Source organism: Verrucomicrobium spinosum DSM 4136 = JCM 18804, assembly GCF_000172155.1.
Lineage (GTDB): Bacteria > Verrucomicrobiota > Verrucomicrobiia > Verrucomicrobiales > Verrucomicrobiaceae > Verrucomicrobium > Verrucomicrobium spinosum.
In genome coordinates, this window is record NZ_ABIZ01000001.1 from 6,556,241 (window position 1) to 6,570,994 (window position 14,754).

A 14,754-nucleotide genomic window follows, 5' to 3' on the forward strand; every position below is an offset into this window, starting at 1 on the left:
TCAATGTTTCATCATGGAGCTCGATTGAGATCCATCGCGATCTACCGCGTGAGTCGTTCATCACAAAGTTTCCACTGATCGGATCACAGACCCCCCCTATTTTTTCTATTCGACACCTAATTAGGTTCTGCGCCTCTAGATATTCCTCAGCGAATGCATCTTCGTCCAATACAGGCGGATTATACGGTTCCGCGAATAGCTTATCCATAGCGGCCAACGAGACGAGTTCAGCTTTGATCTGGTGGTGCATAGTACTTGGCTGTAGCATTGGTTCCATTCAACACTCCTTGAGGGTCGGAGTGCATGTTAAATAGCGCTCGCTCTTGATCTGGGCTTAGATCTGGATAGCCAGTGTGCTCAATTTGAGTCGTGATCATTCGTTCTTCAGCTCTAATGACCTTCTGAATCACAGAGTCGGCTTGATCTTGAGTCATGCCCTCCTGCTCTGTCAATATCTTGTGCATAGCCGTCCGATTACCAACTGCATCGCCATGAGCCCCAATTGCGGCAAGCGCTTGGATTCCAAATGGTACAACGCCCAGGATCTTTCCTCCAGATCCTTTAAACACGCGATTAATACTAGCCTCATTTTGCCTGACAAACCGTGCAAGATGTTTTGTCCCTTTGGCTTCAGCAAATCTGTACCCCCAGCCCCACGCTTTCAACTGCCCTTGATTAAAGTGACCGACTCTCTTCAAATAGCCCGAAATGTAGCCATCGTTCGAATTTTTGATTCGACTGACCAATTCATCGGCATGCTTTGCGGCCTCTTCTGTAGTCATTTTTGCCGACAAGCTAACCCCGTCTTTCGCGAGGTGATCCTGATATTCTTCGATGACCTTCTGCACACGACGGTCATATTCGCGGTGAGCCGCTGCTCCATGAGGCTCCGCAGTTGCAACCGTTTTTTTATTTAGGGATCTTTGAAGCTCGTCATCAAAGTCGTTAGCATCTGCCCGATTGAGCGGAACAATGTGGTGATCTGTATCACTCCACGGGACATTCCGTTTGGATTGCCTCAACCCCTCAGGATCGAAGCTCGTCCAAGGATTCTGCCGGACATACGCATACAGGTTCGGGCCATCCACAAAGCCCGCAGGGTCCTTCGACAGAAATGCCCCCGTCTCCAGATCCCGGTACCGGAACCCTTCATTCGCATACCCCGGCACATCGCGGTCCTTGCTGTTGCTCTTCTGGCGGTCCTGGGTGCTGCCAGACTCCGCCTTGATCTCGCCCCAGGCCTCGTAGGCGACTTGATAGGTCAGGGCTCCAGCGCCATCGGTCTTGGCCACGACATCGCCACGGGCATTGTAGTGCGTGTAGCTGGGGGTGCCCGACCGCAGGGAATAGAGCAGACCTCCCACACCACCGCCGATGTCACTGCCACGAACCAGCTCTGAGGAAAGAACGCCGCCGTCCAGCTCCTGCACCGAGGTGCCGCCACTGAACACGAACTTGGTCTCTGGTGCCGCATCCTTGACCGTCTCGATCCGCCGGGTGCGGTAGTCGTACACAAAGGAGTAGAGCCCCTGCCCGTCTCCCGTGTTCTTGTCAAAGCTCACCAGCCGGTTCTCACAGTCCCAAGCCAGGGCATCACTGTTTGCCCCCTGAGTGCGGGTGGCCCGGTTGCCGTTGAGGTCATAGGTGTAGCTGATCGTGTTGGCACCGTCTGTCCACCCGGTGAGCTGGTTGATGCTATTGTACGAGTAGTCCGTGGTGCCCGGCGTAGGGCCGCCCGTCACGATCTTCTGCGAGCGGTTGTTGGCGTCATCGTACCCATAGGTCACGCTCACGGTTCCACTGCCTGCCGTGGTCGTGGACTCGGTCACGAGGCGATAGACGTCGTCGTAAGTGTTGACCACCGTGCGATTGGCCAGACCGGAGGGATAGACTTCCGAGACCTGGGCCACATTGCCCACCAGGTCGTGCTTCATGGTCTGCGTGTAGAGCAGGCCGGACGCAGCGGTCATCCCCTGGATCTGGGTCGCCCGATTGAGCGCATCGTAGAGGGTGGTGGTGGCATCGCCATTGGGCAGCGTGCGAATGGACACTGCCCCGACTGCATTATACGCATAGCTCGTGGTCCGCCCGTTTTCGGTCATGGTGGCGAGACGGTTGAGCGCGTCATAGGTGCTGACGATCTCCCGGGCAGTTCCGCCGTAGGTCACCCGGGTGCGGTTGCCGGCCAGATCATAGCGGTACTGGTGAGTGACGCCGCCAGAGGTTTCGCTCAACGGGCGGTTCAGCGAGTCATAGGTGTAGGCGACATCCGCTTTCCCCACCTTGCCGGGTTCGGTGACCCCGAGAAGATTGCCCGCTGCGTCGTAGTCATAGCTGCGGTTGTCGGCAGTGCGCCCCACGTACATGACCGTCTCCAGCCGGTGACGGTCATCGTAGCCGTACTCCGTGCGCTGGCCCATGGCATCCACCCGGGCGGTCTTGTTGACGTCGTTGTAAACGAACACCGTCTCCCGGTCCAAGGCATCACGGATGACCGTGTTGCGGTTGAGCCCGTCGTATTCAAACTCGGTGCGCTGGTTCTTGCCATCAACCACCGCCGTGCGATTGCCGACCTTGTCGTACTCGTTGGTCACGACCATGCCTTCCGCATCGGTGGTGGTCTCCAGCCGCCCGAGGTCGTCATAGGTGTTGGTGGTGACCTTGCCGTTGGCATCCGTCACAGTGAGCACATGTCCACTCTTGTCATAGGTCGTGACGGTGACGGGGCGGGCTGTGGCGCCATCCGGCTTGGTCACCAGCGGGCTGGTGATGGTCTCAACCCGGTTGGCCTCATCATGCGTGGTGTCTGTGGCATGGCCACGGGCATCCACGATCTGGACGACGTTGCCCACGTCGTCATAGTCCGTCACAATGGTGGGGTGGATGAAGGCGGCTGTCTCCGCATCCCACACTTCGGGATGTTCTTCGGATACCTTCCGGTTGCGATTGTCGTATTCAAACTCCCAGCGCTTCCCGAGGGCATTGATGGTGGCGGACACATTGCCTGCGTCATCATATTCGGTCAACGTGACCGGACTCTCGGTCAGTCCGGTGAGGGTGTTGAACACGGCCGGTTGCGTCACCTTTACCGGTCTGGCCGCCCGGTCAGACTCGGTCAGCGTGACCCGTCCCAGTTCATCCTGGACCTTCCACTTGAGTCCGGTGGAGGTGTAGAACGACTTCTGGAAGGTGGCATCCTGGAAAGTCACCTGCACCGGCCGGTTGAGTGCATCGTAGTCTGTCGAGGTGTGCTTGCCGAGCGGATCGGTCACCTCGATGGCATTGCCCACGTCATCGTAGTCCGTCGTCGTAATCGCCACCGCGCCCGGGCCATAACCTGTCCGCGTCTCGACCGCCCGGTAGAGGGCGTCGTAGGTGACACCGGTGACATATCCCCTGGGGTCTTCGCTGCGCGTGGGTTTGAAGGGCGTGGAGTCAAAGACGCTGCCACCGCTGTTGGCTCCGTACTGAAAGAGCGTGGTGGCGCTCATGGGGGCATGCTGCTCCTTGAGCCGTTGCAGCCCGTCATACACATAGGTGGTGACCTTGGCACGTGAGTCGGTGGAGGTCGTCACCGAGCCGACAGCGTTGTAGGCTTGCTGGGTGACCAGATCCGGGGCGTCAATCACGCCATTGCCGTTCATGTCACGAGCCTGCCTGATGACGCGGTTCAAGCCATCGTACTCAAACAAGGTGGCATGGCCATTCTCGTCCTCCTCCCGGACCTTGTTGCCCCGGCTGTCGTAGGCGATTTCCTTTTCCGTGGCATCCGGGTTCTCCACCCCGATGAGCCGGTTGCGTTTGTCATAGTGGAACCACGTCGTATGCCCGCGTGGATTGGTCACCGATCGCTTGCTGCCATTGGGCAGGTAGGTGGTGGTCGTGGTCAGAGCCAGGCCGCTCGGGGCCACGATTTCCTGCGCCACCCGGCCTGCGCCATCAGGAACATACTCAGTAACAAGGTCTCCGGCCCACGCAGGATCTCCTGCCAGAGACTTCACGGTCTTTCGAGTGATGAATCCGGGGAACTGGCTGTCTCCATACTCGAAGGCGGTCTGCTGCACCAGGGTGTTGGTGCTGGAATAAACGGACTCCTGGGTCCGCCGACCGAGGGCATCCGTATCATAGACCGTCCGCTGCCCCTCTTCATCCACCACCTGGGTCATGATCCGGCGGCTGTCGTAGCTGAAGGACCTGGTTTTGCCCAGCGCATTGGTCTGGGAGGTAGGATCTTCATAGAACCCGTTCAACCCGGTGCTGAGCGGCAGAATCTGCCTGTACTTTACCGGGGCCGCCCAGGCATCACCAAAAGCAAAGGTCGTCGTATTGCCAGAAAGGTCCGTGCTGCTGTTCAGCGCCATACCTGCTTCCTCAGAAAACTGGAAGGTCTCCGTGCCGTAACCTTCGTGGGTCACAGCCATGGTCGTGAAATAGACAATCTTGGGGTCGCTGACGTCCTGGGAGGGGAAGTATTCCCGGAAGGTGTCCACCTCATGGACCACCCCATCGGACCACTGGTAGGTGCGGGCGTGGCCCTCCGCGTCGATCACGCGGGTTTTGCGCAAGCTGTCTGCCGTCAGCCGGGCTTTGCCCTGGGGGTCTCGTTCGATCTTGACCTTCGAAAAGTCCTCGAACTCGGTCAAACCTGCCCCGTCAGGCAAGGTGACCTTCTTCACCTGGCGCGGATGGCCTGTGGTGGCGTAATACCCGGCGAGCTCGGGGTTGTCGCTGTCCCACTTGAAATTGTATTTCCCTCGACCGGTGTTGGTCCCGTCATGGTTGTACCGGTACTCGAAGCCATACACCTTCCCATTGGGGTCCTGCACCGAGGCCAGGTCGCAGTGGATGTGCACTGTGCCTGGGTCAGTGATTTCCGGCAACCTTGGCGTAAGATCGGCCTCTTGCGCAAAGTCGTAGGTGAACTGCGTCTCCGCCCCATCAGGCGCAGTGATTTTTTGCAGGAGCCAGACATTCCTGGTGTTGTCATGAACGTAGCTGTACTGGGTCTTGTTCCAGTTGGGGTCCCAGATGGCTGTCACCAGGCCGTTGGCATTCTGCTGGATGAAGAGGGCCTGATCGGCGCGACCGTCCACACTGATGACCTTCGGCACCAGAGTCTCCAGGGTCTCATAGTCATAAGAGAGGGACTGCCCGAGCCGGTCGGTGACCGTGGCCAGGCGGTAGTAGGTGGTCTTCTCCTTCGCGCCATGACCCGCAAGCCGGTCCTGCGCCACTTCATGGAGGAGGCTGGTGGCTTCAAACCGCAGCACCGAACCAAACTTCTTCCTGAAGACGAGCCGATCGTCCTCAAACGCCAGACTGGCCAGGTAAGCCGCCTTTTCGTGCCGGCCGGTCGGCATCGGGAAGAACCGGGTGAACGAGACCGAGCCCACGGTTTCCTGGTAGATGGCAAACCGGAAGGTGGAGCCGTTTTCGTCGGTCACATAGGCATAGTTGGGCTCAGGGTTGGTGCTGGAGTTGTTCCCGGGACTTTCGACGATCCGCACTGCGGACACCAGGTTGCTGCCCCAGGCCGCGCCAAATGGGCGGTCCACTCGTTCATGCGGCCGCAGACCGCTGCGTGTCGTCCAGATCTCCGTTTGAAAATCCCGCCGGATTTCGAGGGGCAGTTCGGTTCCGGGCGTGGGCACATAGGCGTCCGTGGAACTGTAGCGCAGCCCGAGGGTCAGCGCGTCCACAAAGGTCTCCTCCGCCTGCTGGTCATCTTCACCGGCCGTTTGAGGCTTGCCATCCGGCAGCGGTCGGCCATTGAGCGCGATCTTGCGATATCTGGCACCGGCGGATTCATCCGTAGGAACACTCAGGCTACGGCGAGGCTGGAACTCAAAGGTAGCTTCCTCCGTGTTCAGAGTGGTGCCATCCGGGGCCTTGAAGGTGATTGAAAAATCAATGCGGTCTCCATCCACGGCATTTTCTCCGACGTAGACCCGAAAAGTCATGCCATATTCCTCGTAAGTCATCACCTGACCACGGGAGAGTTTCACCCACTGCCCGCTCGCGCGGTGGTAAGCATGGATCTCGATGTCATCATCGCCGCTCCAGTTGACCACATGGCTGTAGCCGTCATACACCATTCTTTCCAAGTGGAAAATCAATGCCCCGTCCTCCCCTTTCCCGACTCTGACAGGGTGCTCCAATTCATCTTCATCAAGGCCGCCCCAGCCGCCGTTTCCAATTTCAAGGCGGGGCAGGAACCGCAGCTCAAAATGGCCATTTTTTGATTTCACAGTGCCGTCCAGCTCGTACTCGGGACTCTCCGACGCAGACGAGGAGTTGATGGTCCAGCTCCTTATGTTCTGAACAAAAGTGCGCTCCTCCTCGGGTTCTGCACTTTCTTCTTCAACATACACCTCCATCCATTTGACCGTACGCCCTGAAGCGGGAAATGCCGAGAGTTTGTACTTAACTTTGCCTGCACCGTAATAACTGTGTTCTCTGTGCAGGTTGCGACCGCTAGTAAGTGACTGTTGATAATGCGCGTTGAAGAACTCCAAAATCAGTGGAATTCGGTCCCACTCCTGCGGATAGTCACCCAACAGATTGTGCGTATCAGAGATGAATGTGGCAACGGGATACTCATCACTTAATGTCGCCGTCCAGCTGCCAGAATCAAGATGGTAACTGCCTTGAAGCGTCGTCGGGTTGATCCTTTCAATGCTAAATTCCGTATATGGCACGTCATGACGTTGCCCCGCAGAATCCACACTGATACTCCTTCGGCCAGTCCAATTACCTGTATCCGGGTCAACGGTGGCCGAGTAGGAATCAGAGGAATAGTTGCCAAAGATGTCGTACTCGTAAGTCGATGTGGAACTCGAACCCTCGTAAGAAAGGTCGTAGTTTAAATCGTTAAATTCATCAATGAACAGATCCACCGAGATCGCCGAAGTGCCACTTTCGCTCACTCCCCACAAATCTCTGACCACGGAGATGTTCCAAGTCACAGTTTCACGGAGGTAGTGCCTCGGCACCCAGCCCGAGTCCCCGTATGCATAGTCACGAATGCCAGGATTAATCGCAAAGGCGATCTTTTTCTTGGCATCGAGAGATCTCAACAGCGGGGGTTCATAAGCGGCCACAGACGACGGTTCTGTTGCAAAGGTCTGGCCATTCAACGAGACCACAGTGAATAGGCGGTAGTGATATCGGGTATCGCCCTCCAGCCCCGTTTGGGCCACGCTCAGCGTCCCTGACCCCGAGACCAGTTGAACGAATTGCCATGGACCATCGCTCACCTTCCGCTCCAGGATGTATTGCAATCCAGGAACAACGGTGTTCCATTCGATGGTCAGTTTCGTGGGATCGAAACTTTCATCCCACTCCGTCATGCCGTTGAGCCGATCAGTAGACGTCAGGGTCAGCGTTGAGACCCGGGGATCCGTGGGATCCAGGTCCAAGTCGGGAGCATCGCCCCCCCCTCCAGCACTGGGCGCGGCATTGGGGTCCCCATATCCTCCGCCTCCTGCAAGGCCCGATGAAGTGTAGGCGGAGAATGACACCGTGACAGGCGGTTGACTGAGCACGCCAGCAATGATCCGATTGAGAGGGTTAGTTCCAGGCAGGAAAACCGCCTGGGCCACGCCCTGCCCATCCGTCGTGGTCGAATAAATGGCCGGAATCCCCGACGCCCCCAGCACCGACCCATTGCCATCTCCCACCGCGTAGCGTACGGGAGCCCCGGCAATGGGCACCCCGGCTGCCGTGGTCACCTTGATGACCAGCGGGGCAGCCAGGGCGCCCCCCACCCCTCCGGTCTGGTTGTTTCCACTTACCAACAACACTCTCGGGGTGTCGCCATTGAAAAAGTCCCTCGGGGATGTACCTTGAAGGTATTCGTCGAGATTGGATCTCTGATCTTCGTCCTCATCCCCCCCGCCATTGTGGACGAGGTCTCCAAAATGCTGCAGCTCCCATGCGTCGGCCAGACCATCGCGGTCCGTGTCTGCCAACACTTGTAAGGTCACCGCCTGGGAATCTCCCGGCGTACCCAGATCATCATAAGCGCGAGCCGTGAGCTGGAATGTGCCGACGGGCAGGTTGCTCCAGTTCAACTGGTAGGGGGCGGTGCTGTCCTCGCCCACCTTGGTCGTACCGGCATAAAACTCCACCCTCGTGATGATACCGCTCTCGTCCTCCGCTTCCGCCTTGAGAGCCAGCGTCTGCCATTGCAGTGCCACCGTGGGAGCGACCGGCTCGACCAGCACTACCGATGGCGCCCCGGGATTCACCCGCATGGTCACCGCCACTTCAATGGGATCCTGATCCGGATGTGTGTGCCCCACAGTCAAGGCCCCCTCCATCAGACCAGAAGCAAGGCCGATAGCCCTGAACACCCCTTGTAAATCCATTCCTTGACCAGCCGCCAGCGTGCCAGACAAAGGCCCGATTTCAAACCAATACCCTCCTGGGGCAAACCGTATCGCCAGTTCATTCTTCAAATAGGGGGTATCGTGCACCACTGTAATCCCAGCGTCCTGAAGACTGTTTTGAACGCCCACCGTTGCACTGTCCAACGTGCCGGAGAGAGTCTTGTAGAAGTACTCGATCGTTCCATCCTCGTGCAACACGATCTGGAATGTCAGCGTACCGCTGCCACCCGGACGTTCGACCTCCTCGAACTGGATAATGCACTTGTCTCCTTGATCCAGAAAATAGATATCCCCACCCGTTCCGGGATTAAGGTCATCGAAAAACCCGGCAATAAGGTTTCCTGGAGCCTCGACCCCTGGCAGAGCCGTGTTTTGATACATCGAGCTGCCGTCTCCGAGCGTGACATAACCGTTGGAACTCACATGAATTTCAGCATAGGACGTTCCGTAAAATGGGAACTGAAACGACAAAGTCACCAATTCGCTTGCGTCGTCAGAGTCGGACACGCCAGCCAGCAGAGTTCCGGTGGAACTGATTTCTGTCCAAGTGTAAGTCGGGCCCACAGGCATGTCGGAATCGGCCCATCGGTAGGAGTCCCCCACCCCTTGCAATTCTGCATTCTCGACCGAGAGGGTATAATCCACCGCTTGACTGCTATGGTTGACTAGTCGCAAGGTGTGGGATGCCTCGGTGCCTGCTGGCACCGTAGCAGCGAATGGTGTGGGTGCCAGGGTCAATGGAGTGCTGGAGACCTGAAACGTGACCGGGGCCGCCGATCCCGTCACCACCGACACACTGCCAAAGGGCGGCGGACTTGGCGCCTGCTGGAAGAACACCTGGGCGTTGCCGGAGGAGTCGGTCAACACCAGAAGAGAATCTGACAAGGCTGGTGTTCCCTGGTTGGCGGATGCCAACTTCCCTCCGCCGACTCCCGCGGCAAATGTCACCGGAGCATTCACCAGCGGAGAACTGTCTGTAGAATTCACCAAGTGAACTACCAGAGGGTTGGGGGCAAACTGAAGAGCCGGAGCATATTGCAAGTTTCCAGAGTGAACAGTCAGCAGCGGCACCACCGTGACGCCATTTTGTTCAAAGTAGTCAGCAGGGTCACTGTTTGAGGCGTACTCCTGAGAGTTCGTGTAACCATCCTTGTCATAGTCGCCTGAGTCGATGGCACTCAGGCTCCCAAAGTGTTGCATCTCCCACCAGTCGGGGAGTCCATCCCCATCTTCGTCCTCATCTCCGTCCTCGATGCCATCCCCATCAGAGTCGGCGACCAGCGGATGGGTCCCAAACTGATACTCCTGAAGGTTGGTCAGGCCGTCTTGATCGAGATCACTCTGGGCATCATGGCTGCCGCGCAGCTTCAGCCCCCCGCTGGGGTATCGCCAGGCTCCGTAGTTGTGTTCCCATGCGTCCGGCATCCCGTCGCCGTCGAGATCTCCGGCGTTCACCCGGACAAAGCGAGGATTGCTCCCGCCGTGTGCGGTTTCCGCCCAGTCCGGAATGCCGTCGCCGTCGTTGTCAGTCACCGGAGGGGTGCTGTATGGGTACAACATTTCAGCCATCAGCACCTGCAAGTCCCCAAACCCGCCTTTGTTGAAAGTATCAGGGTCGAGGGGAGACAGCGCCAGATGTGCCTCCTCATAGTTGAGGACGCCGTCGTTGTCCGCATCCTCCACGGCATCCGCCGGATCATTTTTGTCCAGCAGGAAATAGTCCTCAAAGACATCGGTCATGCCGTCGTTGTCAGCGTCATAGAGGGAGAGGTCCGCCTTGAGGCCAATCCCTGACTGATACTGGGCCAGGTTGTTCATCAGGTTGCCGTCCAGGTCGCCTGTCGCATCGGCGGGATCATTGGGGTTCAATCCGTAGTGGGTCTCAATGAGGTCGGGAATCCCGTCACCGTCCGTGTCCGTCTGGTCCACCAGCTCAAAGTCGGTGTAGAGGTTCCCATGGCCCTGCTGCTGGCTCAGGGAGTGGGCGTTGTTCGGGTTGGTGTGGTAGATGAGCAACTCCTCATAGTCGGTGAGTCCGTCATTGTCCCCGTCAACCGTCCAGTCGCTGGTGTCGTATTGCAGTTCCTGGCGGAGGGTCAACCCGTCGCGGTCGCCATCGTATTCATACGGAGAGATGTCGCTCCAGTTGGGGGCGTGGTCGTTGTCATAGTCCTCCAAGACGTACTCGTACCAGGCAATGCCGTTGATGCTGCTGTAGTTAGTCCAGTCAGCGGGGAAGGGATCACGGCTATTGACAATGCGGTCCCCGTCGGCGTCGCCCAGGACGGCACCGTGCCAGGCGGTGTTGTTGACGCTACTGTAGTTGGTCGCGTCCGAGGGGAATGGGTCGATCCAGTTGGCCGCGCCATCTCCATCGACATCCCCAAGCACATCAGCATACCAGGAAATACCGTTGTGTTCACTGAAGTTGGTCGCGTCCCAGGGGAACGGGTCTGTCCAGTTTACAAACCCATCCCCGTCATCGTCATCGAACAAGGTGTCATACCAGATCGCACCGTTGACGGTGCTGCGATTGACCGGATCCGCCGGGTAGGGATCCCGCCAGTTGTCGACCCCGTCGGCATCCGCATCATCCAATACCTGTCCGTTCCAGTGGGTGTTATTGACACTGCTGTAGTTGGTCGCATCCGAAGGAAACGGATCCTCCCCGTTGAGGAAGCCATCCGCATCTGGATCTGACAGCACATCTCCATACCAAGCGACACCGTTGGCCGTACTGTAGTTGGTCGGGTCGGTAGGGAAAGGGTCCTGCCCATTCGGGATGCCATCGCCATCGGAGTCGCCAGTAGGAAATGGTTCCGGATCCTGCCAGTTGGCAATGCCATCCCCATCCGCATCCCACAGCACCTCTCCATACCAATTGAAGCCGTTGATGCCACTGTAATTCACAGGATCCGAAGGAAAGGGATCCTCGATATCAAAGAGGCCATCGCCATCAGAGTCATTCCCGGTCGCAGGCGGATAGGGGTCATAATCCTGCCAGTTCACAGTGCCGTCAGCATCCGCATCCCCCTGTACGTCCCCATACCAGTAGATGAAGTTGATCGTACTGTAGTTGCTCGCGTCCCCCGGAAAAGGATCATCGAGGTCAGGAATCCCGTCGTAGTCGCTGTCCGCATTGTTGGTGGGGTCTGTGGGAAAGAGATCAAAGGGATTTTTCAACCCATCTCCATCGTAGTCAGAGTAGCTGGCTCCGGGGAAGGCGGGAAGCTGGCCATTGGGGTAGGCAACCCAATAGTTGTTGTAGTATTCATCGTAGTCGCTGACGTAGTCGCCATCGCTGTCCCAGTTGGTGGGCGAAAGCGAGGGGGACACCGGCCCACCGATATGCAACTCGTCACCATCGCTTAATCCGTCAAAGTCAGTGTCATAGACATAGGGGTTGGATCCCGCCACGGCCTCTTCATCGTTGGTGGCCCCATCTGCATCCGCATCCTGGCCCGCCCCGTTCATGGCTACAAGGGTGGAAGCTGCATGGGTCACAGGATCGGTCCACGTGTCGTTGAGCCCATCGGAGTCCGAGTCAGTCCACTGCGACATCAGGGGTTGCCCCGCTCCCATCTGAAGCGCGAACCAAGCCATGAACAGGCCCCCGCGCACCAGTCTGGTCCGCAAGGCTGGGACGTAAAACAAGCTCTGCCGGGACGCGATAATGCGGGAGGGGTTGTTCATAGGGGCTCACCATCTCGTCCAGCAACTTCCCCGCCAATCCTCACTCACCTTTTGGATAGTCAGGAAACATCATCTGTGAATGGCACTTGGCAAAGTGACGCATTCCATATCTTTGAGCGCCTCATTCATTGGATCACCTATTGGGTTCGATGTATCAATGTTCGCTCTATCTTCAATCTCTTTCTTCCACGGCGTTCTCTGCATCCTCTCTGGCAGTGCCTCTCCTGCCGCAACTCCACGCTCAGCCACTCCAGATCCGAGACCGAGGCCCTATGCCTGCGCCAGCCAGGCACTTTTCCGGATGACCGCCAAGGTGACCTCCAGATGGCCTTTCTATTTAGACCATCAACACCCCTGGTTTGATGCGTGACACTTTACCAGCCAAAGAATTATGCACCGCTTCCGCAAGGCCTCACCGGGGCTTGGGAAGATCCCTCAACTGCAGCCCTGCTTTCTTCTCTGCATCCCACGAGAACTTTTCAGTCAGTGCCCGGGGAAATTCCCACGGTGATTTGTCGTCCGCGTAGATGATCACACGGGTTCGCTGGGCCGCCATGGCCGCAGCCTGAGGGAGGTCCAGATACTTCAGCACATTCAGGTAAATCGGACCATCGTGATGGGAGGTGGGAACTTCATGCAGATCCAGACGGGTGATGCCGTCTTCGAAGAGGCTGGCGTACACCGCATTCCCCGCCTGATGGCGGCTGGCCTGGATCCACAGTGGCGTTTGCTTGAGCGCGTCCACGCTGCGCAATCCCCGAATGGCGCAGAGGATATCCCAGACCTGCTGACCTTCCAGGGTCTGCCCCAGCAGGTAGTAGCGACGCAATTGATGCGTGCGAGTCTTCACGTCAGAGGACAGCGCTCTTGGGCCCACTCCGCGAGGGCAGAAGTAGATCATGCCCCACTTCATGCGCGTGAGCATACCCCTCTCCTGATCGAATGCTTTGGCATCGGACTCCGCCGCGGCAACCTTTTCTCCCACGATGGAGGGAAACGCATCTCCAAAGGTGTTTCCAAACTCCTGCCAGCCCTGATCATCCAGCACGTGCAACACCATCAACTGCAGATCCTCTGGTTTGAATGCGGCCCCGTGGAGCAGAAACAAGTCCCCGCCCCCTTGAGGATCACGATCCGACGGAGGGGCGAGTTTCCAGGTGGTCAGGGTGACGTCCTGGTTCGTGGTGACAATAGGTTCAGAGAAATTTGCCGCAGGCTCACCCAGCCCGCTCCAGCCGGCAAAGCACTTGTTCCGCAGGGCCTCCATCCAGCCGGCACGCATCTTGTCCCAGGACGCAGCATCCTCCGGAGCCTTCACCGCATTTGCCAGAGGCACGAACACCTCATCCACACGGGTGTTGATCTGATCGGCAGGCAACTCCCGGAAGACGCGGAGCTTTTCCATGGGAATGCCTTTCACCGCCGGTGCATCCGTGGTGTCCATCAGGCCCGCTCCCTGGAGGTGACGCTTCATCCAGTGGAACTCTCCCGTATTGAGAGGCTGCATGTCCTTATGCGGCCCCTCTGCGATATGCAGGCCGATGTTTTGTTCAGCCCCCAGGGCCTTGTACACCCGCCGGGTGGACTGGTAGATATTGAACACGCCATCAATGGGAAAGATGCCGTCCTTGTCTGTGTTTGTGACCAGCAGAGCCCGCGGGGCGACGAGCGCGGCGAGTTGGTCATAGTCCCAGCGGAAGGTGTTCACAAAATACATGCAGTCGCAGTGCCCGGAGACACAGCCATCTACCACATGATTTCGCAACGTTGTGATGCCCGCCGTGGGGACGGCGCACTTGATCCGCTCATCCAGTGCGGCCACGAACCATGAATAAGCGCCGCCGCCACTCCGCCCGGCCACGCCAAAGCGGGTCTTGTCCACCTCGGGTCGAGTCTCCAGGTAGTCCAGAGCACGGATGCCCGCCCAGGCCTCTACTCCGGCCGGAGTGTACCCCCGGGCCATCCACCACCATTTCCCCAATCGATAGGTGCCATGGTGCTCGCCTGGGATCTCACCCAATTGCACGGTATCGATCATGAGGCAGACGAAGCCATGCTTCGCATACCAGACGCCGTGATGCTCATACCCGGTCTTGTTGCCATAGCTTACGCCGTCCTTCACCATGCTGGAGTGGCCGCAGACGTAGAGCACGGTGGGCAAGGGCTTGTCCACCACCTTGGGCCGGTAAAGGTTCGCCGTGACATACAGCCCGGGCCGGGACTGGTAGTGTAGATTCTCGACAACGACTCCCTCGTGCTCGAACTCACCCGTCTTCGTGGCCTTCAGGTCCGTGCGATGCGCGTGCAGGTCCAGCCCCAGCATCTCCGCCAACTCTGCCCGGCTCTGGTCGCGGAAGGTTTTCCAGTTCTCTTTCCCGACCGGAGCAACGGCTGAAGCATCCTCGATCAACGAGACCTGTCGCTCGAAGTAGGCCGCCAGCCTCACCTCTCCCGCCTTTTCATCCGGCGCGCCTGACAACGATGGGCTCAGCAGGAGGCCACATGCTGCCGCGGTCGTCAGCAAATTCCACGAGAGGAAGGAAGGTGAACGCATGTCTGACCAATCGCCTTCAGGCCGCAAGGTCTTGCGACGGCACCGACATCCGCCTCAAATGTACCGGAACGCGACATTCCATGCAGTGCATTTTGCCGAAACACAAAGGGTGACACT

Annotated in this window: 2 protein-coding genes; both read right to left on the bottom strand. The window is 58.1% G+C overall.

Annotated features, from left to right (window positions below):
- Window positions 1-227: 227 nt before the first annotated feature.
- Window positions 228-11,951 (bottom strand): RHS repeat-associated core domain-containing protein, encoded by an 11,724-nt coding sequence (locus VSP_RS37595; protein WP_232289509.1) that lies wholly within the window; start codon window positions 11,949-11,951, stop codon window positions 228-230.
- Between the two features lie 544 nt (window positions 11,952-12,495).
- Complete coding sequence (locus VSP_RS26780; protein WP_029190788.1) at window positions 12,496-14,637, bottom strand: alpha/beta hydrolase; 2,142 nt, start codon at window positions 14,635-14,637, stop codon at window positions 12,496-12,498.
- Window positions 14,638-14,754: the final 117 nt, after the last annotated feature.